We start from the raw sequence: 22,249 nt of genomic DNA, 5'->3' as shown, positions 1-22,249 counted from the left end.
CCACGATTGTTGCGCATTTGTTCCGTTGTCAAATATGTTTTCCCGGTACAGATCTTCAATTGCGAAATTCTGGTTATTTTTAACGCTGGATCCGGACATTCTGGCGCATCAAACCATACTTCCTGAGTCGTATCCAAATAGGTAATGAGTCCATCCATGACACCGTTGGCTGGATAGTCCGCTTTTTCAGGTACTTTTCCTGTCGGAATATACGCGTTCAATGCCTCAAACACATCCCTTGCTTCATCTGATAATTGTGCAATTTCTTCCTCTGTACCGACAACTGTTTGACGAAGAATATTGAGAACATGGACGCCGATATATTGGGCCATTGCCTGATTCATTATTTCTGGATGCTTCTTTAATGAGGCGAGATCTAACGCATCGATAGACTGACTCGGTTTCCTGATTTCGTTGGGCAATAGTGTCGCCACTCCTTCATAGATCGTGGGAAGCGGAACAAAACTGGAAATAACTGTCGCCATACTATGATCCTTTCTTTTTAAAAAATATGAAGAAATCGCTGTGAATGCCTCGCCCGTCAAATGAAGCATCCACAGAGAACAAAATCGACCGTACTGCTTATCCTTGCGACGACTTCTCCCACAAATTGATGCCGCCTTCTTGCGCTTGTACATCAATCGCCGCCAATTCCACGGCAGTAAAATCGAGACGTCTCAAGGCGGCCACATTTTCTACAATCTGCGCCGGGCTGGAGGCGCCAATCAAGGTCGTCGTCACACGCGGGTCCCGCAGCACCCAGGCCAACGCCATCTGCGCCAGACTCTGACCGCGCGTCTCGGCGATTGCATTCAAGGCTTTGACACGCGCCAGATTTTCTGTGCTCAGATGCGCTTGTTGCAGCGATCCGCCACCGGCCCGATTGACCCGTGCATCCGCAGGAATCCCATTGAGATATTTATCCGTGAGCAGACCTTGCGCTAACGCCGTGAAAGTGATGCAGCCCATGCCTTCGGCTTCCAGCGCGTCTAGCAATCCTTTCTCGATCCAACGATTAAACATGTTGTAGGCAGGCTGATGAATCAGGCACGGGATTTTCCACTCACGCAGTAAACTCGCCGCTTCTTGCGTTTTTTCTGGTGAATAAGACGACACGCCGACGTACAGCGCTTTTCCCTGTTGCACCGCTGTTGCCAGGGCGCTCATGGTTTCTTCGAGCGGCGTTTCAGGATCAAACCGATGCGAATAAAAGATATCAACATAGTCCAGCCCCAGCCGCTGCAAACTTTGGTCAAGACTGGCTAGTACATACTTGCGCGAACCGCCGCCCTGCCCGTACGGACCTGGCCACATATCCCAACCGGCTTTGGTAGAGATAATCAATTCATCGCGGTAGGGTTTTAAATCTTCTTTCAGAATCCGTCCGAAATTAATTTCTGCGCTACCATACGGCGGCCCATAGTTGTTCGCCAGATCGAAATGCGTAATCCCGTGGTCAAATGCGGTGTGTACCATCTCGCGTTGCAGCGCCAGCGGGGTGCTGTCGCCGAAGTTGTGCCACAGGCCCATCGACAATAGCGGTAGTTTTAATCCGCTACGGCCGCAAAAGCGGTATTGCATCTGTTCGTAACGATTGTTTGCTGCGTGATAAGTCATGATGTGATATTTCCTGGTTTTTTGTTTTAACAATTAGCTGACAGAGAACAATATTGATTTTTTATTGCTAGCTAAGTTCCTTATCTTTATGCGCATTTAAGATTTAAACGAAACAACATCATACCGTTTTTGTAATATTCATTATTTGTATAAATGAGTATCTCCGACCGCTCTTTCAGCAATAGAAAACGGCGTTTTTTCCGCCGAAAGATTGTGTCAATTTTTATCTTGAACCACAGGATTTGAAACCGAAAGTAACTTATCTTGGTCGCACGTAAAAGAGCGAATTATTATTAAGTACGGTGGTGTAAATATTGCAATTAGTAATGCAATAAACAATGAAACTGATGTAAGAACCAGAACAAGGGAAATACGAATCATGAAAAAATTTATTCTGTTGGCATTAACTGCAATAACACTGATTGCAGCGAGCAGCGCTAGTTACGCATGGGGACGGGGCGGGTATTACGGTCGCGGCGACTTCTACGGACCCAGTGTGGGTGTTGGCATTACCATAGGCGATCCGTATTTCTACGGCCCGCCACCGATTTATTACCCACCGCCGCCGGTGTACTACGCGCCGCAGCCGATTTATATTGCGCCGGAGCCGCAAACCTACATCGAGCGTAGCGATGCCGCCCCCGAATTCAAGTACTACTGCTCCAATCCACAGGGCTACTACCCAGACGTGCCGCGCTGTCCTAAAGGTTGGCTCAAAGTAGTACCCGATAACGCACAACCAAGATAATAAAAAGAGGCTCATCGTGAATATCGTCAATAAACCATTGAAAATTCTGGCCGCAGCAGCAGTCGTCATGCTCGGCGGTTGCGTCAGCGTACCAAGCGGCCCGAACGTGATGGCAATGCCAGGCACGGGTAAAAGCTACGACCAATTCCGTAACGATGACATGGCCTGCCATCAATATGCCCAAGACCGTGTAGGCCCTAACGCAGCGCAGGCCACTGCGGATAGTGCCACCGGTACTGCGGTTGCCGGGACGCTAATTGGTGCAACCGTCGGTGCATTGATCGGTGCAGCAAGCGGTCGTGCCGGGGCTGGTGCCGCCATCGGTGCTGGTGGTGGTTTGTTGGTCGGCAGCTCCGCGGCCAGCAACAACGCTAACCGTAGCGGTGCTGGCATGCAACGCCAGTACAACAATGTCTACACGCAATGTATGTATGCAAAGGGAAATCGGGTACCGGTCCCGGCTGGCTATGCTGACAATCGTCGTCAATATGCGCCCTCCCCGGTGCCGCAGGATTATTACCCGCCGCAACCTGGTTATAACAATGCTCCACCCGACTACCGGCCTTGAAGTAGAAATAAATGGTTGAAATTGATGTAAAAAAGCCTGCTTCTGATATCAGAAGCAGGCTTTTTCTATTTTGATGCAGTAAAGAGATAGTCGATGTTTCTTCCGGCTGAATCAGGCAGCGTTTAAAAACTCTTCGTAGTACGGCATGTGCTCCAATGTATTCCCCAAGACTGCTCGCGCAACCTCCAGATCATGCTGGGCTTGCAGCCGTAAGAAAAACCCATCCGACAACTTGAAAAAATGGCACAGCCGTAAGTCTGTGTCGGCGGTGATCGCCCGGCCATGCGAAATGATCGCGCCGATCCGCTGCGGCGGTACTTCTATTGATCTTGCCAGCCGATACTGCGTAATGCCCATAGGGTCTAAGAACTCCGTTTTCAGAATCTGACCCGGCGTCACCGCCTTAATGGCATTGCCAGTCGTTACATCGGAAAAATCAAGGGTGTGAAGATCGTTTCGGTTAATAGTCATTGTTATCCACCTTTCTAGTGGTAATCACAGATTTCAATATTGGCAGCATTACCCGTGGCGTCATCGAAATCAAAACAATAGGACTTACGCAAAAACGTCCTGGCAAGGCAGACTGACGAAGACATTACGAACGTAAGGCTAGGAAGGATAACGCCGCTGGGGCGATTTTGCGTAAGTCCTGATGCGCCACTGACGATTGATGCGGATACTCCACTGCCCCTTTCGTTTCCCCGTCAACTTTTCAAGCATATTTCCTGGTGGCACGCGTAAATCATCACTCAGCTTTGCAGCGTCGATCAGGTTCAACTTAATCTTTGCCAACGATTGTATTTCGCGTGGGAGTTTCCTTACTTCCTGTCCATCGAAAATAGCAGCCGTTTCCTTGTTTCTAAATGATTGTATGGGCATGCGACAAATAATAACGTAACACGTTAATAACGTCAAACGATACTACCCCTTCACCGGCAACCGTAAAACCGCTTCCAATCCCCCCTCAGGATGATTGCGCAACACCAGCGTAGCCCGATGATTCTCTGCAATATTGCGCGCAATCGTCAGCCCCAATCCGGTCCCGCCGGTGTCCCGTGAACGCGATGTCTCCAGTCTGAAAAACGGTTCAAACACCGCCGCCAGTTGATCCTCGGGAATCCCGGCACCACCGTCCCGGACCCGAATAACGATACAACTTTGATCGCCTATCCCATCGCGCATGATGTCGAGCCGCGCAAAATGTCCGTATTTGACGGCATTGTCGACCAGATTGATGAAGCAACGGCGCAAGGCATTGGGCTGCGCCATGATAGACGCCCGGGTCTGCCCGGTCAGCGTGACGTCCTGCCCGGCGTCCGCTGCATCGGCGCAGACACTATCGAGCAGCGAATCGATATCCAGCAATTGCATCGCTTCGGCGGAATCCATGCTGCGTGCCAGGTCCAGCCCCTCGCGCACCATGTCTTGCATGACCGCTAAATCTTCAATCAATTTCTGCCGCAACGCGGCATCGCTGACCTTCTCAAGGCGCAGCCGCAACCGCGTTAATGGCGTTTGCAGATCATGCGTAATGGCTGCCAGCATATGGGTGCGATGCTGGATTTGACGTTTGATCCGCGCTTGCATCGCATTGAACGCACTGGCAGCCTGACGGATTTCGGTCGGTCCGACTTCTTGCAGTGGCGGACGGTCAATATCGCGGCCTAGCGCGGATGCGGCTTCTGCCAGTCCCTTGATCGGGCGTGCTGTCATTTTGGCGACCACAAAAGCAAGGACGCCGATTAATACCAAAAACAACGCCAGATAAGGCGACAAAGCGACAAAAGGTAAGCCGGGCGGACGACCACGCAGGCCCGGATCGCGCATCATCCGCAACTTCAACTTCAGCAACGCGCCATCTTTCAGACTGACATAGACCACCTGACATTCATCGACGCGACGCGATTGCGCCTCACCTTCAAGACCGTGTCCTCGGCCAATGCGCAAATTACAACCAAGCTGGCGCGAGACAACAATTTGACGTGCGTTTCCGAGTCGGGTTTTTAACAGCTCAGCAAGGGAGCCATTCTCAGAAACAATATTGTCGGTATCGGCCGCCAAACTGGCTTCCAGGCCAAAGTTTTCACTCGCCTCCAGCACCGCCTGCCGCATATCGGGACTCGCTTCATCAAGCGAGAGAACGATTTGCTCGACCCGCTCGGCAATCCGAAAATCGTAAAGCTCACGAAAAGCGTTGCGCCTGTCGTTCTCCGCCAACCAACTCGTGGTGGCGGCGGCGACCAATATGCCGGCAAGCAGAATGAGAAATACCCGATTGGCAACCGATGCGAAAAAATTCTTCATGTATCGACGGACACTGACGTTGCCAACACATAGCCCTCATTACGCACCGTCTTAATAATGCTGGGCGTACGCGCATCGTCGCCCAGCTTTTGGCGCAAGCGGCTGATTTGAATATCCACAGAACGGTCGAACGGATCGGCTTCGCGGCCTTGCGTGAGCTCCAGTAATTGATCACGGTTCAAAATCCGATTCGGATGATCCAGAAAGACCTTGAGTATTCGATATTCAGCGCCCGACAAAGCCACCACCACGCCGTCACGATTGATCAAATGGCGCGCAATCAGGTCCAGCGTCATACCGGCAAACTGAATATGCTGCGCCGCCGAGGTCGCCATATTCGGCGGCAAGGCCTGCGTACGTCGCAACACGCTGCGAATGCGCGCAAACAATTCACGCGGCTCAAACGGTTTCGACAAATAATCGTCAGCCCCCATTTCCAGCCCGAGAATGCGATCGAGCGGCTCGCCTCTGGCGGTGAGCATAATCACGGGAACGTTGAAATAAGTCGGATGGGCGCGCAGGGTCCGGCATAGCGTGAGGCCATCCTCGCCCGGCAAAGTTAAGTCCAGCACGATCAGATCAACCCGCGCCTCGGCCAGCACCCGACGCATCTCCACGCCATTGTTCGCCGTTAAGGTGCGCAAACCGTTGGCGTCGAGATACTCCGCCAGCAGAGTACGAATTTCGCGGTCGTCATCGACCACCAATATTTGAGCAGTAGTATCCATGTGCCAGATTATGGCAACGGATGACGGCAATGGCGACGCTAATTTTGTATATTTGCATCTCAAGCAACGCTCTCGATACAGTGCGATACAAAGCGGGGACCGTCTCATACACAGCGTTACAAATCGATGCCAAAACGAAAGATCGCTGATACACGACTGCGGTTTAATGTTTCCTATGCAGTGTTCTATGCAAATGTGCTGCTCAATTTTCCATTGAAAGGATTCATCATGTTTCAGCTTCGCAAACAACTGTTAACCACTATCGCCGTGATGGGAATTAGCGCCATCGGGATGAATGCCTATGCGCAAAATGCCCCGGCCCCGGCACAGGATGGCGCACCTGTCGCGCAAGCCATGCATCAACCTGGCCCTGAACAACGCACCAAATTCGCCGAAAAGATGGCAAAGCGCCAGGCCAAACTGCATGACGCATTAAAAATCACCCCGGCACAAGAAGGCGCATGGAAAACCTACATCAGCCAAATGCAGCCAAAATCTTCTGATATGCCAATGCAGCGCCCGAGCAAAGAAGAATGGGCAAAGCAAACTGCTCCCCAACGCATGGATCACCGCATCGAACGCATGAAAAAAATGGAAGCTATGATGACTGAGCGGGCAGCGGCCTTGAAGCAATTCTATGCAGTCCTGACCCCGCAACAGCAGAAAGTGCTTGACCAGAAATTTAGCCACGAACACCGTGGTCATCGCGGTCATTGGGGTGGGCATGACGGTATGAAAGACGGCGAAATGGGTGCCCCTAAAGGTTAAATAATCTTTTTTTAATCATTCGATTAAGATATTAAAAATACATCAAAAGCCTCGGGCAGTATTGCCGAGGCTTTTGACATAGAACGTTTGCGCAAGTCATCTCTACAACAGTTTGCAATACTTTCAATCAATCATTACGCAGCCAAACATTACTCGTTACACTTCACCAATTTATACATCCCACACTGACTTGCGGCCCGCGATGAACCCGACTCCACCACCGAACGATCAACATTCCCTGCCTCCCACACCGGAGGCGACGCAAGATAAGCGCTCCGGGTCATCCCATCTCTGGCGCTGGTTATTGTTGATCGTTGTTTTAGGCGCAGGGGCGTATTTCTACTGGGGTCGCAATAGCCAGCCAGCCGATGCGCAAAAAGCTGGGATCAGTCAAAACGGCGGTGCCAACAAAGGTAGTCGCCGTAATGGCGGCGGCGGTCCTGATACTCCCATGCCAGTCGGCGTTGCCAGCGCGCAAGTTGCCGATGTGCGCATCTATTTGTCCGGACTTGGCAGCGTGACTCCCGAAGCCACCGCCACCGTCAAAAGCCGGGTTGATGGTCAATTAATGAAGCTCCATTTCCAGGAAGGCCAGACCGTTAAAAGCGGCGCTTTGCTAGCTGAACTCGATCCGCGTCCTTATCAGGTATTAGTAACCCAAGCCGAAGGCCAGATTGCCCACGACACCGCGCTGTTCAACGCCGCCCAAATCGATTTAAAACGCTATCAGACACTCCTGGCACAAGACTCCATCGCCAGCCAATTGGTCGATACCCAAGCCGCACTGGTTAAGCAATACGCCGGTACCGTCAAAACCGATCAGGGTACGCTCGACAATGCCCGTCTACAACTTACCTATTCCCGCGTGACCGCACCGATTAGCGGACGCCTCGGTTTACGGCAAGTCGATTTGGGCAATATCGTCCATTCTTCAGATGCTGCCGGGCTAGTCATCATTACCCAATTGCAACCGATCACCGCCATTTTTAGCATTCCCGAAGACAATATTCCTGCCGTCATGAAACAAATTCAGGCCGGCAAAACCTTACCCGCCCAAGCTTGGGATCGAGCCCAGGCCAACAAGCTCGCAGACGGCACCTTAGTCACCATCGACAATCAGGTTGACAGCACCACCGGCACGGTCAAGCTCAGAGCGGTGTTTCCAAACACCGACTACGCCCTGTTCCCAAGCCAGTTCGTCAACGTCAAGATGCTGCTCGAGACCCGCAAAAACGCCACCGTCATCCCCAGCGCCGCCATTCAGCGCGGCAATAACGGCTTGTTTGTGTATGTCGTCAAGCCAGACAAAACCGTCACCATCCGGCCCATCAGCGCCGGTCCCGTCGAAGACCAAAACACCACCATCGAAAAGGGCATAGCGCCCGGTGAAGTCGTCGTCGTCGATGGCGTCGATAAGTTACGCGAAGGGGCGAAAGTTGAACCGGTCAAACGTGGTGCAGGCGGCGCTATTGGCGATGCGGCAAACCCGACCAGCAAGCAGAAACACGGCCATCGCCGTCCGGCTGAGCAGGATGCTGCGGCCTCCGCTAGTGCTGGTGCTAGTACCACCACCAGCAGCCCCGACGCCAGTACCAAGCACAAACACGCGCCAACGCAGCAACCGTAATCACGACGCACGCACAATCAACGCAACACCACGGCCACCAGCGCATGAATCCATCACGTCAGTTTATTCTCCGGCCCATCGCCACCACCTTAATGATGGTGGCGATCTTTTTGGCCGGTATCGTCGCCTACAAACAGCTGCCACTTTCGGCCCTGCCAGAAGTCGACTATCCGACCATACAGGTCGTCACGCTCTATCCCGGGGCCAGCCCCGACGTCATGACCTCCTCGGTCACTGCGCCCTTAGAACGCCAGTTCGGCCAGATGCCGGGGCTCAATCAAATGTCGTCCACCAGCTCTGGCGGCGCGTCGGTCATCACGCTGCAATTTAGTCTCGATCTGAGTCTCGATATTGCCGAACAAGAAGTCCAGGCCGCGATCAATGCCGCGACCAACTTACTACCGAGCGACCTGCCGACGCCGCCGATTTATAACAAAGTCAATCCTGCCGATACCCCGATTCTGTCGCTGGCGATTACCTCTGCAACGCTGCCGCTACCCAAAGTCCAGGATCTGATCGACACCCGCTTAGCGCAAAAAATCTCGCAAGTTCCCGGGGTCGGTTTAGTCAGCCTGTCCGGCGGTCAACGGCCTGCAGTACGGATGCAACTCAATCCGCGTGCAGTCGCCGCACTAGGCCTGAATCTGGACGATATCCGCACCGCCATCGGCAACGCCAACGTGAATCAGGCCAAGGGCAGTTTCGACGGCCCCACGCGAGCCTCGACCATCGACGCCAACGATCAGCTCAAAAACGCCGACGAATACCGCAACCTGATCATTGCGTATAAAAACGGTGCACCAATTCGAGTCTCCGATATCGGCAATGTGGTCGATGATGCGGAAAATATTCGTCTTGCAGCATGGGCCAACAATGCCCCCGCCGTGATCCTCAACATCCAGCGCCAGCCGGGTGCCAACGTGATCGGCGTGGTCGATAGCATCAAAAAAATCCTGCCCAGTCTGCAAGACACGCTGCCCGGCGCAATTGACGTCAAGATTCTGACCGACCGCACCACCACCATCCGCGCCTCGGTGCGCGACGTTGAATTTGAATTAATGCTGGCCGTGGTACTGGTCGTGATGGTGATCTTTATCTTTTTGCGCAACGTCCCCGCCACCATCATCCCCGGCGTGGCCGTGCCGCTCTCACTGGTCGGCACTTTCGGGGTGATGTATTTAGCCGGATTCTCGATCAACAATCTGACCCTGATGTCGCTCACCATAGCCACCGGCTTTGTGGTCGATGACGCGATTGTGATGATCGAGAATATTTCACGCTATATCGAGCAAGGCATGAAGCCATTGCAAGCCGCCTTAAAAGGCGCCGAGCAAATCGGCTTCACGATTATTTCGCTGACGTTTTCCCTCATCGCCGTGCTGATTCCCTTGCTGTTTATGGGCGATGTGGTTGGCCGTCTGTTTCGAGAGTTTGCGATTACCTTAGCCGTCGCCATCCTGATTTCAGCCTTCATTTCGCTGACGCTCACGCCGATGATGTGCGCCAAGTTATTGCGCCACACGCCAGAAGCCAAACAAAGCTGGTTCTATCGCAAAAGCGGGGCTTTTTTTGACAACATCATTGCCCGTTACGGCAAAGCGCTGGAATGGGTGCTGGAACATCAAAGCGCCACCTTAGTCGTCGCCTTCGGCACGCTGGCATTAACCGTGATTTTGTATGTTTTCATCCCCAAAGGCTTCTTTCCGATTCAGGATACGGGCGTCATTCAAGGCATTTCAGAGGCCACCCAATCGACCTCTTTTGGCGCTATGTCAGAACGCCAGCAAGCGCTTGCCAAAGTCGTTTTGCAAGACCCTGCGGTCGAGAGTTTGTCCTCCTTCATCGGCGTTGACGGCATCAATACCACGCTCAACAGCGGCCGCATTCTGATCAATCTCAAACCGCACGAGAGCCGCTCGGTGAGCGCCACCGACGTCATCCGGCGCTTGCAACCGGTCTTAGCGCGTGAGGTCCCCGGCATCACGCTTTATATGCAACCGGTGCAAGACCTGACCATCGAAGACAGCGTTAGCCGCACCCAATACCAATTCAGCGTTGAAGACGCCGATGGTAAAGAACTCACCCAATGGGTGCCAAAACTGATCGCCAAACTACAACAATTGCCTGATCTGGCCGACGTTGCCAGCAACCAGCAGGACCTGGGCTTGCAAGCCTATATTCAGATCGACCGCAACGCCGCCTCACGCTTAGGCCTGACCACTGCCGCGATTGACAATGCGCTCTATAACGCCTTCGGCCAACGCCTGATTTCGACGATTTATACTCAATCGAATCAATACCGCGTAGTCATGGAAGTTCAGCCCGAATTTCAAAAAGGCCCGGCTGCGCTCGATAGTATTTTCCTCGTCGCCGCCAGCGGCAAACAGGTCCCGCTCTCCAGCATCGCAACAGTCACTGAGCGCACTTCCCCGCTAGTGATCAACCATATCGGGCAATTTCCTGCCACGACGATTTCGTTCAACCTTGCCCCCGGCGCGTCCCTCGGCGCAGCCGTGGATGCGATCCGCGCCGCCGAGCAGGAAATCGGCTTGCCGATCAGCATCCAGACCCGTTTTCAGGGCGCAGCGCTAGCCTTTCAAGCCTCTTTGAGTAATACGCTGTGGCTGATTCTGGCCGCCATTATCACGATGTATATCGTCCTTGGCGTGCTGTATGAGAGCTATATCCATCCGATCACGATCCTCTCCACACTACCCTCCGCAGGCGTGGGCGCATTGTTGTCGCTGATGATTTCGGGCAACGATCTGGGCATCATCGGCATCATCGGCATCATCTTGCTCATTGGTATCGTCAAAAAGAACGCGATCATGATGATCGACTTTGCGCTCGACGCAGAACGCAACGAAGGCTTAGCCCCGCGTGAGGCGATTTATCAAGCCTGTTTGCTACGCTTCCGGCCCATTTTGATGACCACCATGGCGGCGTTGCTGGGCGCGTTACCGTTGATGCTCGGCAGCGGCGTTGGCTCTGAGTTACGGCAACCACTCGGTATCACGATGGTGGGCGGTTTGCTGGTGTCGCAGGTATTGACGCTGTTCACCACGCCGGTGATCTATCTGGCTTTCGATCGTCTGTCGCGCCGTTTCAAAGCGCGTTTTGGCAGCACCGATCAGGATGACGATGGCATCAGTACCGAACCAGTGCGGCCTTAATCTCAGCGAATGATCCTATGAATATTTCGCTTCCCTTTATCCAGCGTCCGATCGCCACCACCTTGCTGACGATCGGCGTGGCCTTAGCCGGTCTGGTGGCGTTTCAACTATTGCCGGTGTCGCCCTTGCCGCAAGTCGATTTCCCAACGATTTCGATTTCGGCATCCTTGCCCGGTGCCAGTCCCGAGACCATGGCGGCCACCGTCGCCACCCCGCTGGAACGCGCACTCGGTTCGATTGCGGGGGTCACGGAGATGACCTCTTCAAGCTCGCTCAACTCCTCTCGCATCACACTGCAATTCGATCTGAGCCGCGATATCAACGGCGCGGCCCGTGATGTGCAGGCGGCGCTCAATGCCGCCCGCAATCTGTTACCCAGCGGCATGCCGAGCAGCCCGACCTATCGCAAAGTCAATCCGGCTGACGCGCCGGTGATGATTTTGTCGTTGACCTCCGACAGCATGACGCAGGGTCAGATGTATGACGCCGCCGACACCATACTGGCGCAGAAGCTCTCGCAAGTTGAAGGTATCGGCAGCGTCAATGTTGGCGGCAGCTCGCAACCGGCAGTACGGATAGAACTCAATCCGACGGCACTAAATAAATACGGCATCGGTAGCGCGGACGTGCGCACGGCGGTCGCCGCCACCAACGCCAATCGCCCCAAAGGGCTACTCGAAGACGGCGATAAAAACTGGCAAATTTATGCCAACGATCAAGCCAAAACCGCCGCCGAATACATGCCGCTGGTGGTTTCTTATCGCAACGGTGCACCGATCCGCGTCCAGGATGTGGCCACCGTCGTCGATTCGGTGGCCGACTTGCGCAACGCCGGTTCGGCTAACGGCAAACCGGCAGTGCTGGTGATTCTGAGTCGGCAACCGGGTGCCAATATTATTCAGACGGTCGATAATGTGCGCGCCCTGCTACCGCAATTACAGGCCTCGATCCCCGCCGCCATCAATCTCAACGTCGCGGTAGACCGCACCCCGACCATCCGCGCCTCGCTGCGCGACACCGAGCACACGCTCTTGATGTCGATTGCGCTGGTGATCATGGTGGTGTTCATATTTCTGCGCAATGCACGCGCCGCGCTGATCCCGACGGTGGCCGTGCCGATCTCGCTCATCGGGACGTTTGGCATCATGTATTTGTTCGGCTACAGCCTCGACAATCTGTCCCTGATGGCGCTGACCATTGCCACCGGCTTTGTGGTCGATGATGCGATTGTGGTGCTCGAAAACGTCTCGCGCCATGTCGAACGAGGCATGAAACCCTACGACGCGGCCATCAAAGGGGTGCGTGAAGTCGGCTTTACCGTGCTGTCGATGAGTATTTCACTCATCGCCGTCTTCATTCCGATTTTGCTCATGGGCGGCATCGTCGGGCGCTTGTTCCGCGAGTTTGCCGTGACGTTGTCGGCGGCGATTTTAGTCTCGCTGGTGGTCTCGCTGACCACCACGCCGATGATGTGCGCACGGCTGTTGAAGCACGAACCGCAGCGCAAACAAGGACGCTTTTTTAATGCTACCGAAAAGATTTTCGATGGCATGCTCAACGGCTACAAACGTTCGCTAACCTGGGCCTTGCGCTTTGCGCCGCTGATGATATTGATCCTGATCGCCACTATCGCGCTCAACATTCATCTATATAAAATTATTCCCAAGGGCTTTTTCCCGCAGCAAGATACCGGTCGCTTAATCGGTGGGATTCAGGGCGATCAGGCGATTTCGTTTCAGGCCATGCAGACTAAATTGAATACCTTTGTGGCGATCGTCAAACAAGATCCAGATGTCGAAAATGTCATCGCCTTCACCGGTGGCAGCCGACGTAATAGCGGAATGATGTTTATTACTCTCAAGCCGCTCTCGGTGCGCACACTCTCCGCCGATCTGGTCATTGCCCGTCTACGCGGTAAACTCAGCCACGTCCCCGGTGCTAACCTATATTTGCAATCGGTGCAGGATATCCGCGTCGGCGGACGTTCCAGCGATGCGCAATATCAGTACACCTTGCAATCGGACGACCTCACTCAACTACGTCTATGGGAACCCAAAATCCGCGCCGCGCTAGACGCCCTGCCGGAACTGACCGACGTCAATACCGACCAGAATGATAAAGGCTTGCAGACCTCGTTGGTGATCGACCGCGAGACCGCCATCCGCAGCGGCGTGACTCCGCAATTGATCGACTCTTCACTCAACGATTTGTTTGGGCAGCGCCAGATATCCACCATTTATAGCGGCATGAATCAATATCACGTCGTCATGGAAGCCGCTCCGGAATACTGGCAAAGTCCTGAAATCCTCAATAAAACCTATGTCAGTATTACCCCGAAAAATGCCAATCTCTCGCCCACCACGTCCGCCCTCGGCACGCCACCGGCACTGACCGCGAACGGCCAGCTAGCCTCCAATTCATCGCTGGCCCAAACGCTCTCCACCGCCGTCGAAGCGCAAATTCCGTTGTCCTCGTTTGCGCACTTTGAGGCGACTAGCACGGCCTTATCGGTGAATCATCAAAACCAGTTTATTGCCTCTACCATTTCGTTCAATCTGCCACCGGGCGGATCGTTGTCTGAGGCCACGCTGGCGATCAACAACGCCATGAGCAGGCTCGGCGTACCGACCTCCGTGCACGGTACTTTCGCCGGGACTGCCAACGTCTTTCAATCCTCGCTGGCCAGCCAGCCGATGCTGATCTTAACGGCCTTACTGGCGGTGTATATCGTGCTGGGGATTTTGTATGAAAGCTATATTCATCCGCTGACTATCCTATCGACTCTGCCTTCGGCTGGCGTGGGCGCGTTGTTGGCGCTGCTGCTGACCAAAACCGACTTCAGCCTGATTGCCTTGATCGGCGTCATTTTGCTCATCGGTATCGTCAAGAAAAACGCCATCATGATGATCGACTTCGCGCTCGACGCCGAACGCAACCGCGGACTGTCCTCACGCGACGCGATCTTTGAAGCCTGCGTGCTGCGTTTCCGTCCAATTTTAATGACGACGATGGCAGCGCTGCTGGGTGCAATCCCGCTGGCATTAGGACGCGGCGATGGCGCTGAATTGCGCACGCCGCTGGGGATTTCGATTGTCGGCGGATTGATCGTGAGCCAACTGCTGACGCTGTATACAACGCCGGTGGTGTATCTGTATCTGGACCGTTTTAGTCTGTGGTGGAAAGCAAAATTCAACCGTCATGGTGGCTATCCTGACGACGCAGAAGAAGTAAATATTTAAATGGAATTGACATGAAACACAGCAAAGTATTGATATCGGCAGCATTCGTCAGCTTGTTAAGCGCCTGCGCAGTCGGGCCGGATTACGTGCGCCCCGTGATTGACGCACCAAGCGCTTTCAAGGAATCGAAAGACTGGAAAGTCGCCGAACCATGCGACCACGAAGCCATCGCCCTAAGCGACCATTGGTGGGAAATCTATAACGATGCCTTACTCAATTCACTGATTCATCAGATCGACATCTCCAACCAGAATCTGGCCCAGGCCGAAGCAAAATACCGCCAGGCCGCCGCCTTGGTCCAGTCTGCCCGCGCCGCCTATTTCCCCACAGTGGGCGCGAGTGCCGGCCTGACCCGATCCGGCACCAGCTCTCGCAGCGGCAGTACCGCAACCAGCGCCAACAGCACTAGCGGCGGCACTGCGACCACCACCAGTTCGCTAGGACTCAACGCCAGTTGGGAGCCCGATCTGTGGGGCCGCGTGCGACGCACAGTCGAATCGAATCAAGCCAGCGCACAGGCCAGCGCCGCCGACTTGCAAGCCGCACGACTCAGTGCGCAATCGGCATTGGTGCAGGACTATTGGATGTTACGGATACTGGACGAGCAAAAAAACTTGCTCACCGACACCGTCGCCGCGTATCAAAAATCCTTTCAACTGACTAAAAATCAATACACAGCTGGCATCGTCGCGCAATCCGATGTGATTCAAGCGCAAACCCAATTTAAGTCAGCACAAGCCCAACTCATTGATCTAGGCGTACAACGGGCGCAAACCGAGCATGCCATTGCCCTCCTAGTGGGTCAGGCAGCCTCCACGTTTTCCATCGCCCCTGCGCCACTGGCGGCGGTGGTCCCGGTCATTCCAACCGGCATCCCTTCGGCGCTGCTGGAACGACGTCCCGATATCAGCGCGGCAGAACGCTTAGCCGCAGCAGCTAATGCCCAGATCGGCGTCGCCAAGGCGGCATATTTCCCCGCATTAACGCTAGCGGCATCGGGCGGCTTTGAGAGCAACAACATCGCCAACTTGCTCACCCTGCCAAGTCGCGTCTGGTCGCTCGGTCCTGCGCTGGCACAAACCATTTTCGACGGCGGTGCCCGCAAAGCCCAAACCAATCAGGCCATCGCCGCCTACGACGGCACGGTGGCCGCTTATAAACAAGCAGTGCTGACCAGCTTTCAGGAAGTCGAAGACAATCTGGCCGCGCTACGGATCTTGGAAGAAGAAGCAAAAGTCCAAGACGACACCGTGCAATCGGCGCGTCTGGCAGTGACCCTGATCCTCAATCAATACAAAGCCGGTCTGGTCAACTACACCAGCGTAGCGACCGTGCAAGCGACGGCGCTAAGCGCTGAAAATACGGCGCTGAGTATTTTGAATCGGCGTATGGCGGCGAGTGTGCTGTTGATTGCTGCACTGGGCGGGGGATGGGATCGGGCTGAGTTGCCGGGGGATGTGGCGGTGAATAATGGCGGTAAGGCGATGGTGGAATAGATAGTGTCGATATGAATAAGGTGGAAAGTGAATGGTTGGCTCACTGTATTTCGGTCTTACACTCGCACCGCAAAGCATATGGAATAAGTAAGACGCATAATCGTTTATACATCGTTACCCCGCTTGGCCGTACAGTCGTACTGTCTGCGTCGGGGTGCCTGGTCTAAACAATTATGCAGCCTTACTTAAAATATTTAACATCCATCATTTTTTACTTATTTATATACAAACAGAGTACTGAATAATGGCAAAAATAATTATAAAAATAAATTCAGAGCCACTAACTTTTATTCGATAACCAAAGCATGCTTCCATATCTTTCAATCTCTTTAAAACCAAGCGATTTATAAAGAAGTAAAGCATGCTGACTTTTATCTGCGACCATAATAAGTCGATCTACCCGAGAAAGTCCTTGTAGAGATACATATCGAACCATCGCTTTACAAATTCCTTTATTACGATGCAAAGGATCTGTCACAACTGATTGAAATCGCCCAATATTCCCATCAAAAAACAGACCTAAACTTGCAACTTGCTTCCCATTCAAATAACCGCCCCACATACTTCCTCGATTGGCATCAGTTAACGATTGGTAGATTCGTCGCTGGTATGCCAAATACTGGTGATATTCATTTTCCGGAAAATAATTTTCGTTATCTCTGATTAACATCTCTTCCCAATTTTTCCAATCTTTCTCCGAAGAAAAAATATGAATATCAACATTATTAATCTTCTTCAGATTAATAAGATCATGCGCACATACTGATAAAACTATATTTTCACTATACTCGTACCCATACTTAATAAATTCCGACGGGTTAAATACCTCATCAGAATTTAAAGGCCATATAAAAAATTTATGACTAATCTCTGGCAACCCTCCAATTAAGGATTGGAAATCAATTTCAAGTGAAATAAGATCTTTAATATTTGGCGAGTCACTTAATAACAAACAATTTCCATAATAAGAATCAGGACAACTTTTTGTTTTAATCATCGTATATAAATTATAGTTTTCAACAGCTCCATTTAACCTATGGAATATCAGCTCTGAATTAATGCCTAATTTACTCATAATATAGATATATTTAATTTAATTTTTACTTAATAAATAATAATATATAAAAGTGATAATTCACATCCAACTTTAATTTTCCATCATTTCTACACATAGACTCACGACAAGAATCGTGAAGACACAACAATTAAAAACAATCAAACCGTATTACTTAAGTAAGGTTGCATGATCAGGAAGAGAAAGCAGAATTTTGATGCCGGTTAATAACAATGCTTGAACTTACGAGGATGTATAAAAGATTACCCGATTCAGATGGGCGCAGAGTTATGAAAATCGTTCAATCGCTTCATTAAAATCTTAAAATTTGGTACCAAAGAAATCGGACTAAAGACCCTTACATGGCGAAATACAAGAATGGATCGGAGAAGATTTCGATCCGCACCACTGTGACTTGTCATCGATTGATTGACGTCTATCGAAGCTCAAGGTGTAAGGCCGGATGATGACAAGCCACGCATCCTGCGTGGCGCGGTAATCGTTGATGCATCACAATATCGACGAAGAAAAACGACCGGAACGGCTGATTAAATATCCACTCACGCTTGGCATCTCGGTGGCTTTGCACTACACAAGACTCTCACACCATCTCTGGATATGTCCCAGGCGAAGTTAAGATGTTTGCATATATTCCCGAGGAAAAACCTGAGTTACCATCACAACATATTCCCTCTCAGGGATTCTGTTTGACGGAATCCATTTCTCAGACTACACTATTCATCAAATATGATCCGTTCATTTTCATGCAAAGAAACAGAGCTGCTGTTTAACAGCTACGCCGTAGGACGCTTCAAAAATATCGAAAGAGTCGCCAGACGTAAGCTACTTATGCTGCATGCAGCCACACTCCTTGAGACGCTGAAAGTGCCGCCGGGGAATCGTCTGGAACTGCTACACGGAGACCGAAAAGGCCGATGCAGTATCCGCATCAACGAGCAATGGCGTGTTTGTTTTCGCTGGGATGATGACGGTGTATATGAGGTAGAAATTGTGGACTATCACTAGAAAACAGGAGCAAAAAATGACTAAGAAATTGGAAGAAATTCACCCGGGGGAAATCTTAATGGAAGAGTTCCTCAAGCCGATGGGCATCACGAATACGCGTTTGGCCGGGGATATCGATGTACCAACGAGCCGGATCAGCGAGATCGTCAACAAACATCGTCCCATCACCATTGATACCGCTATGCGACTTGGGGTCTACTTCAATATGGAAGCGCGGTTTTGGGTCAATCTGCAGTCCGAATATGATCTGCGCATGGCCGAGGCTAATCTTCTGCCGCAAATCAAAGGGCGTATCCGTCCATTGGAAGTGCGTCCAGCCTAAAGAAAAATGCATGCAGCCTTGCCAGGCCGTCATGTAAAAAATACGCATCCATCGCGCAACAGAACGACATCAGGGAGAGTCAATAATGAATCTGCGCTCCGGCTGGGAAATATATGCCCTTGGCTCGGCATTTTTTGCAGGGCTGACGGCGATCTTTGGCAAGTTTGGTGTGGTCGGGATCAATTCGAATTTTGCGACGTTTATTCGTACCGTCATTATTCTGTGCGTGATTGCCGCTATCGTTACCTGGCGCGAAGAATGGCAAAAACCGGCGCTCATTGGCGCATCTAATTGGCTGTTTCTGGCATTGTCTGCCATCGCCACGGGACTTTCCTGGCTGTGCTATTACCACGCGCTACAGATCGGTCCGGTGTCAAAAGTCGCCCCTGTCGACAAACTGAGCGTGGCTTTTGCCATTGTGTTGGGATTGCTATTTGCGGGTGAGGCGCTGACGTGGCCCATCGCCATTGGCGGATCGCTGATCGTTGCAGGATCGGTTGTGATTATTGCGTTCTGAATCTGTTGCAGGCTAAATACTTGATTTGGTAACGTCACAGAAGTGACGTTACCAAATTGTTATCTCACCAACTGCCCATTCACCCGCTGCCAAATCCCCAACGGATTCGTATCCAAAATCGCCGCAGGCAACAGTTGCTGCGGCAAATCCTGATACGACACCGGCCGCAAAAATCTTAATATCGCAGCGCTACCGACGGAGGTGCTGCGACCGTCGGAAGTTGATGGAAACGGTCCGCCGTGCACCATCGAATACGATACTTCGACACCGGTAGGAAAGCCATTGGCGAGAATTCGACCGACTTTGCGCTCCAGTATCGGCAACAAGCCGCGCACGGCATCGTAGTCGCCCTCATCCATTTGCAGCGTGGCAGTCAATTGACCTTCCAGATGCTCTGCAACCTGCTGCATTTGCGCGTGATCGGTGCAAGTAATTAACAGCGATGCCGGGCCGAAAATTTCTTCCGACAAGTGCGCGTCGGCCAGAAAATCGGCGGCGCTGGCAGCGAACAACACTGGAACGGCTTTGCATGCGCCATCCACGCCTACGCCCTGCCCCAATTGCTGCACAGCGGGATTCGCGGCCAGACGGCCAACGCCTTTTTGGTATGCGCCGTGGATACCAGCACTCAACATCGTCGTCGCTGTGCGCTGTGCCAGTTGAGTCGTCGCAAGCGCAGTGAAGCGCTCAAAATCCGCACCCGCTAAACCAACGACGATGCCCGGATTAGTACAAAACTGCCCTGCACCCAGCACCAGCGAGCCAACAAAATCGGTCGCCAGCGTCTCAGTACGGGCCGCCAATGCGTGCGGCAGCATGAACACAGGATTGATACTGCTCATTTCTGCATAGACAGGAATCGGTTGCACACGTGCAGCAGCGGCCGCCATCAACGCCAGACCGCCTTGACGCGAGCCGGTAAAGCCGACCGCACTGATCGCCGGATGACGCACCAGCGCTATGCCGAGGTCATTACCAATACCAGTGAGTAAAGAAAAGACGCCTTCCGGTAAATTGCACTCTGCGACTGCCTGTTGAATGGCGCGGCCAACCAGCTCGGAGGTACCGGGATGGGCCGGATGCGCCTTGACCACAACCGGACAACCTGCAGCCAGGGCAGAGGCGGTATCGCCACCGGCAACTGAAAACGCCAGCGGAAAATTACTCGCGCCAAATACGGCAACCGGTCCCAGTGCAATCATGCGCAGACGCAGATCGACACGCGGCAACGGCTTGCGCTCTGGCATAGCCGGATCGATGCGCGCATCCATCCAGGAACCTTCGCGCAGGACTTCAGCAAACAGTTTTAATTGTCCAACCGTGCGACCACGCTCACCTTCCAGACGCGCTTGCGGTAAGCCGCTTTCGGCCATTGCACGGGCGATCAGGGGTTCGCCCAGATCGAGTATTTTTTGCGCGATGGTTTCCAGAAAGCGTGCGCGTGTTTCCGGATCGGTTGCGCGATAAGCGTCAAAGGCCTGCTGCGCGAGGCGGCAAGCCTGATCTATTTGTACGTTGTTGACGGTATGAAAAACGGGCGCAATGTCTGCGCCAAGCGTCGGATTAAATGCCGAAAATGCTGCGCCGTCGCCGGTAATGCTATTGGCGCCAATCAGCGCCTGACCTGTAATGCTCATGATTTCCTTCGCCGCTATGCGCAGCTTTTTAAATATTCAAATACATCAAAGCTGATGAATCACCGGCTGCGCCAGCTTTTGCACGGCAAGGACATTGCGCAATGGTGGACCAAATGCAGCCACATCGATTTCAAAAGTTTCGCCCTCAGCCACTATAATCCCATCCACGCAACTCAGTGTCGCCGTGCCATAAAAGTGCACGTGTACGTCACCCGGGCGGCAAAACAGGGGATATTTGAAGTGGTGATATTCCAGATTGGCGATGGTGTGCGACATATTATCTTCACCGCTCAGAAACGGTTTTTCCCAGCGTACCGCACCGGCGCTATCGCGAATGCGGGACATCCCCTCCACATGCGCTGGCAACTCTCCCAGCAGCAACGCCGGGCCAATCGAGCACTGACGCAACTTGGAATGGGCCAGGTATAAGTAATTCTGACGCTCGGTGACGTGGTCCGAAAACTCATTCCCAATCGCAAAGCCAAGACGATACGGCGCGCCATTCTCGCCGATGATGTACAGCCCGGCGCATTCGGGCTCTTCCCCGCCATCCAGCGCAAAATCCGGCATGGTCAGCGCTTGTCCGTTAGCGCGCACGATGGAACCGTCGCCCTTGTAAAACCATTCCGGCTGCACGCCTAATTTTCCTGCCGCCGGTTTGCCGTTTTCAAGGCCCATCTTGAACATCTTCATGCTGTCGGTCAGGGTCTCTACATCGCTGACTTTTTTATGCATCGCATCGCGACCGTCGGCGCTGCCCAGATGCGTCAAACCAGTACCGGTGACGAAGCAATGCGCATCGTCGGCGTGATCCAAGGGGGCAAGTAACCGCCCTTCGGCTGCGACGGTTGCGTAATCCTCCGATGTTGCACTGAGTGCCAGCGTCGCCAATTCTTTCAGAGACGTTTTTTGGGCAATCGCTGCCTGGGCCAAGGCATAGGTTGTAGCGTAGCCATCGATCAGACGAATCTGCTGATGATCGTTTTCCAGCACGCCGATGCGGCGGCTGTTATCGGGCTGTTTAAATTGAACTAGTAACATGATGAATCCGATCTTGTTCGGGGGTGTTGACCCTTGAGTTCAAAAAACCCGTTCGTACTGAGTAGCCCGACAGGGCGTATCGAAGTAGTTGCATGCTTCAGCAATTCTTCGATACGGCACTGCGTGCCTACTCAGTCCGAACGGGATTAGTGTGCTTCACAAACTTTATATCTCTGCACGTCCTAGTGTGAATGCTTAGGCACAGCAGAACCGCGGCAACCAACCAGAAAGTCGAAATCGCAACCTTCATCGGCCTGCAATACACGGTCGATATACAGTTGTTGATAACCGCCCTTCATCGCCGGTGGCGTAGCCTCTGTCACAGCGGCCCGTGCAATCTGGCGCTCGGCCATTTCTGCGTCGCTGATATCGAGATGCAAACGC

The 22,249-nt window shown here is 52.8% G+C and carries 19 protein-coding genes and 1 pseudogene; 10 read left to right on the top strand and 10 right to left on the bottom strand.

Annotation, left to right across the window (positions count from 1 at the left end; translation table 11 throughout):
* Together ACVBEF_RS15105 and mgrA are read right to left on the bottom strand one after the other, a co-directional pair.
* Nucleotides 1-485: hypothetical protein (locus ACVBEF_RS15105; RefSeq protein ID WP_447124765.1), on the bottom strand; the 485-nt coding region annotated here is incomplete at its 3' end.
* 97 nt (nucleotides 486-582) lie between these two features.
* The gene (mgrA, locus tag ACVBEF_RS15100) at nucleotides 583-1,617 is read right to left on the bottom strand and encodes an L-glyceraldehyde 3-phosphate reductase (protein WP_447124764.1); all 1,035 of its coding nucleotides are present in this window, start codon (nucleotides 1,615-1,617) and stop codon (nucleotides 583-585) included.
* Nucleotides 1,618-1,996: 379 nt separating this feature from the next.
* Here mgrA and ACVBEF_RS15095 point away from each other — a divergent pair, with 379 nt between their 5' ends.
* Both ACVBEF_RS15095 and ACVBEF_RS15090 read left to right on the top strand, forming a co-directional pair.
* Nucleotides 1,997-2,365, top strand: a complete 369-nt coding sequence (locus tag ACVBEF_RS15095; RefSeq protein WP_447124763.1) for a hypothetical protein — start codon at nucleotides 1,997-1,999, stop codon at nucleotides 2,363-2,365.
* Nucleotides 2,366-2,432: 67 nt separating this feature from the next.
* Nucleotides 2,433-2,933 (top strand): glycine zipper family protein, encoded by a 501-nt coding sequence (locus ACVBEF_RS15090; protein ID WP_447124767.1) that lies wholly within the window; start codon nucleotides 2,433-2,435, stop codon nucleotides 2,931-2,933.
* Nucleotides 2,934-3,044: 111 nt separating this feature from the next.
* Here ACVBEF_RS15090 and ACVBEF_RS15085 read toward each other — a convergent pair whose 3' ends face one another.
* From ACVBEF_RS15085 to ACVBEF_RS15070, 4 genes are all read right to left on the bottom strand, one after another.
* On the bottom strand, nucleotides 3,045-3,404 hold the full coding sequence (locus ACVBEF_RS15085) for a HigA family addiction module antitoxin (RefSeq protein ID WP_447124762.1): 360 nt from the start codon (nucleotides 3,402-3,404) through the stop codon (nucleotides 3,045-3,047).
* 138 nt (nucleotides 3,405-3,542) lie between these two features.
* Nucleotides 3,543-3,812 (bottom strand): type II toxin-antitoxin system RelE/ParE family toxin, encoded by a 270-nt coding sequence (locus tag ACVBEF_RS15080; protein ID WP_447124761.1) that lies wholly within the window; start codon nucleotides 3,810-3,812, stop codon nucleotides 3,543-3,545.
* 42 nt (nucleotides 3,813-3,854) lie between these two features.
* Nucleotides 3,855-5,237, bottom strand: a complete 1,383-nt coding sequence (locus ACVBEF_RS15075) for an ATP-binding protein (protein WP_447124760.1) — start codon at nucleotides 5,235-5,237, stop codon at nucleotides 3,855-3,857.
* On the bottom strand, nucleotides 5,234-5,965 hold the full coding sequence (locus tag ACVBEF_RS15070) for a response regulator (protein WP_447124759.1): 732 nt from the start codon (nucleotides 5,963-5,965) through the stop codon (nucleotides 5,234-5,236). Before ACVBEF_RS15070 ends, ACVBEF_RS15075 begins: the two co-directional genes overlap by 4 nt.
* A 228-nt stretch (nucleotides 5,966-6,193) precedes the next feature.
* Here ACVBEF_RS15070 and ACVBEF_RS15065 point away from each other — a divergent pair, with 228 nt between their 5' ends.
* From ACVBEF_RS15065 to ACVBEF_RS15045, 5 genes are all read left to right on the top strand, one after another.
* Nucleotides 6,194-6,733, top strand: coding sequence for a Spy/CpxP family protein refolding chaperone (locus ACVBEF_RS15065; protein WP_447124758.1), 540 nt, complete (start codon nucleotides 6,194-6,196; stop codon nucleotides 6,731-6,733).
* Between the two features lie 202 nt (nucleotides 6,734-6,935).
* Nucleotides 6,936-8,360: an MdtA/MuxA family multidrug efflux RND transporter periplasmic adaptor subunit gene (locus ACVBEF_RS15060; RefSeq protein ID WP_447124757.1), complete on the top strand. Its 1,425-nt coding sequence runs from the start codon at nucleotides 6,936-6,938 to the stop codon at nucleotides 8,358-8,360.
* A 44-nt stretch (nucleotides 8,361-8,404) separates the two neighbouring features.
* The gene (locus ACVBEF_RS15055) at nucleotides 8,405-11,533 is read left to right on the top strand and encodes an MdtB/MuxB family multidrug efflux RND transporter permease subunit (protein ID WP_447124756.1); all 3,129 of its coding nucleotides are present in this window, start codon (nucleotides 8,405-8,407) and stop codon (nucleotides 11,531-11,533) included.
* A gap of 17 nt (nucleotides 11,534-11,550) precedes the next feature.
* Nucleotides 11,551-14,772 (top strand): efflux RND transporter permease subunit, encoded by a 3,222-nt coding sequence (locus ACVBEF_RS15050; protein ID WP_447124755.1) that lies wholly within the window; start codon nucleotides 11,551-11,553, stop codon nucleotides 14,770-14,772.
* A gap of 11 nt (nucleotides 14,773-14,783) precedes the next feature.
* Nucleotides 14,784-16,268, top strand: coding sequence for an efflux transporter outer membrane subunit (locus ACVBEF_RS15045; RefSeq protein ID WP_447124754.1), 1,485 nt, complete (start codon nucleotides 14,784-14,786; stop codon nucleotides 16,266-16,268).
* Nucleotides 16,269-16,548: 280 nt separating this feature from the next.
* Here the strand turns inward: ACVBEF_RS15045 and ACVBEF_RS15040 are convergent, their stop codons facing one another.
* The gene (locus ACVBEF_RS15040) at nucleotides 16,549-17,343 is read right to left on the bottom strand and encodes a GNAT family N-acetyltransferase (protein WP_447124753.1); all 795 of its coding nucleotides are present in this window, start codon (nucleotides 17,341-17,343) and stop codon (nucleotides 16,549-16,551) included.
* Between the two features lie 726 nt (nucleotides 17,344-18,069).
* On the opposite strand from ACVBEF_RS15040, the gene ACVBEF_RS15035 reads away from it, so the two are divergent.
* From ACVBEF_RS15035 to ACVBEF_RS15025, 3 genes are read left to right on the top strand one after another with little or no spacing between them, the layout of a single operon-like run.
* Nucleotides 18,070-18,348, top strand: a complete 279-nt coding sequence (locus ACVBEF_RS15035; RefSeq protein WP_447124752.1) for a type II toxin-antitoxin system RelE/ParE family toxin — start codon at nucleotides 18,070-18,072, stop codon at nucleotides 18,346-18,348.
* A 16-nt stretch (nucleotides 18,349-18,364) separates the two neighbouring features.
* Nucleotides 18,365-18,670, top strand: a complete 306-nt coding sequence (locus tag ACVBEF_RS15030; RefSeq protein WP_447124751.1) for a HigA family addiction module antitoxin — start codon at nucleotides 18,365-18,367, stop codon at nucleotides 18,668-18,670.
* A gap of 40 nt (nucleotides 18,671-18,710) precedes the next feature.
* Complete coding sequence (locus ACVBEF_RS15025; RefSeq protein ID WP_447124766.1) at nucleotides 18,711-19,187, top strand: EamA family transporter; 477 nt, start codon at nucleotides 18,711-18,713, stop codon at nucleotides 19,185-19,187.
* A 59-nt stretch (nucleotides 19,188-19,246) separates the two neighbouring features.
* Here ACVBEF_RS15025 and ACVBEF_RS15020 read toward each other — a convergent pair whose 3' ends face one another.
* The 3 genes and pseudogenes from ACVBEF_RS15020 to ACVBEF_RS15010 all read right to left on the bottom strand — a co-directional run.
* The gene (locus tag ACVBEF_RS15020; protein ID WP_447124750.1) at nucleotides 19,247-20,824 is read right to left on the bottom strand and encodes an aldehyde dehydrogenase (NADP(+)); all 1,578 of its coding nucleotides are present in this window, start codon (nucleotides 20,822-20,824) and stop codon (nucleotides 19,247-19,249) included.
* 45 nt (nucleotides 20,825-20,869) lie between these two features.
* The gene (araD1, locus tag ACVBEF_RS15015) at nucleotides 20,870-21,865 is read right to left on the bottom strand and encodes an AraD1 family protein (protein ID WP_447124749.1); all 996 of its coding nucleotides are present in this window, start codon (nucleotides 21,863-21,865) and stop codon (nucleotides 20,870-20,872) included.
* Nucleotides 21,866-22,047: 182 nt separating this feature from the next.
* Nucleotides 22,048-22,249, bottom strand: a pseudogene (locus ACVBEF_RS15010) (dihydroxy-acid dehydratase); the annotation flags it as partial.

It is taken from the genome of Glaciimonas sp. GG7 (assembly GCF_052976905.1).
This window is presented reverse-complemented; position numbering and strand designations above follow the sequence as displayed.

Excerpts from the sequence above, each read along its gene's own strand:
- mgrA (WP_447124764.1), bottom strand. The coding sequence starts at position 1,617 with ATGACTTATCACGCAGCAAACAATCGTTACGAACAGATGCAATACCGC.
- ACVBEF_RS15095 (WP_447124763.1), top strand. The coding sequence starts at position 1,997 with ATGAAAAAATTTATTCTGTTGGCATTAACTGCAATAACACTGATTGCA.
- ACVBEF_RS15090 (WP_447124767.1), top strand. The coding sequence starts at position 2,433 with ATGCTCGGCGGTTGCGTCAGCGTACCAAGCGGCCCGAACGTGATGGCA.
- ACVBEF_RS15085 (WP_447124762.1), bottom strand. The coding sequence starts at position 3,404 with ATGACTATTAACCGAAACGATCTTCACACCCTTGATTTTTCCGATGTA.
- ACVBEF_RS15080 (WP_447124761.1), bottom strand. The coding sequence starts at position 3,812 with ATGCCCATACAATCATTTAGAAACAAGGAAACGGCTGCTATTTTCGAT.
- ACVBEF_RS15075 (WP_447124760.1), bottom strand. The coding sequence starts at position 5,237 with ATGAAGAATTTTTTCGCATCGGTTGCCAATCGGGTATTTCTCATTCTG.
- ACVBEF_RS15070 (WP_447124759.1), bottom strand. The coding sequence starts at position 5,965 with ATGGATACTACTGCTCAAATATTGGTGGTCGATGACGACCGCGAAATT.
- ACVBEF_RS15065 (WP_447124758.1), top strand. The coding sequence starts at position 6,194 with ATGTTTCAGCTTCGCAAACAACTGTTAACCACTATCGCCGTGATGGGA.
- ACVBEF_RS15060 (WP_447124757.1), top strand. The coding sequence starts at position 6,936 with ATGAACCCGACTCCACCACCGAACGATCAACATTCCCTGCCTCCCACA.
- ACVBEF_RS15055 (WP_447124756.1), top strand. The coding sequence starts at position 8,405 with ATGAATCCATCACGTCAGTTTATTCTCCGGCCCATCGCCACCACCTTA.
- ACVBEF_RS15050 (WP_447124755.1), top strand. The coding sequence starts at position 11,551 with ATGAATATTTCGCTTCCCTTTATCCAGCGTCCGATCGCCACCACCTTG.
- ACVBEF_RS15045 (WP_447124754.1), top strand. The coding sequence starts at position 14,784 with ATGAAACACAGCAAAGTATTGATATCGGCAGCATTCGTCAGCTTGTTA.
- ACVBEF_RS15040 (WP_447124753.1), bottom strand. The coding sequence starts at position 17,343 with ATGAGTAAATTAGGCATTAATTCAGAGCTGATATTCCATAGGTTAAAT.
- ACVBEF_RS15035 (WP_447124752.1), top strand. The coding sequence starts at position 18,070 with ATGATCCGTTCATTTTCATGCAAAGAAACAGAGCTGCTGTTTAACAGC.
- ACVBEF_RS15030 (WP_447124751.1), top strand. The coding sequence starts at position 18,365 with ATGACTAAGAAATTGGAAGAAATTCACCCGGGGGAAATCTTAATGGAA.
- ACVBEF_RS15020 (WP_447124750.1), bottom strand. The coding sequence starts at position 20,824 with ATGAGCATTACAGGTCAGGCGCTGATTGGCGCCAATAGCATTACCGGC.
- araD1 (WP_447124749.1), bottom strand. The coding sequence starts at position 21,865 with ATGTTACTAGTTCAATTTAAACAGCCCGATAACAGCCGCCGCATCGGC.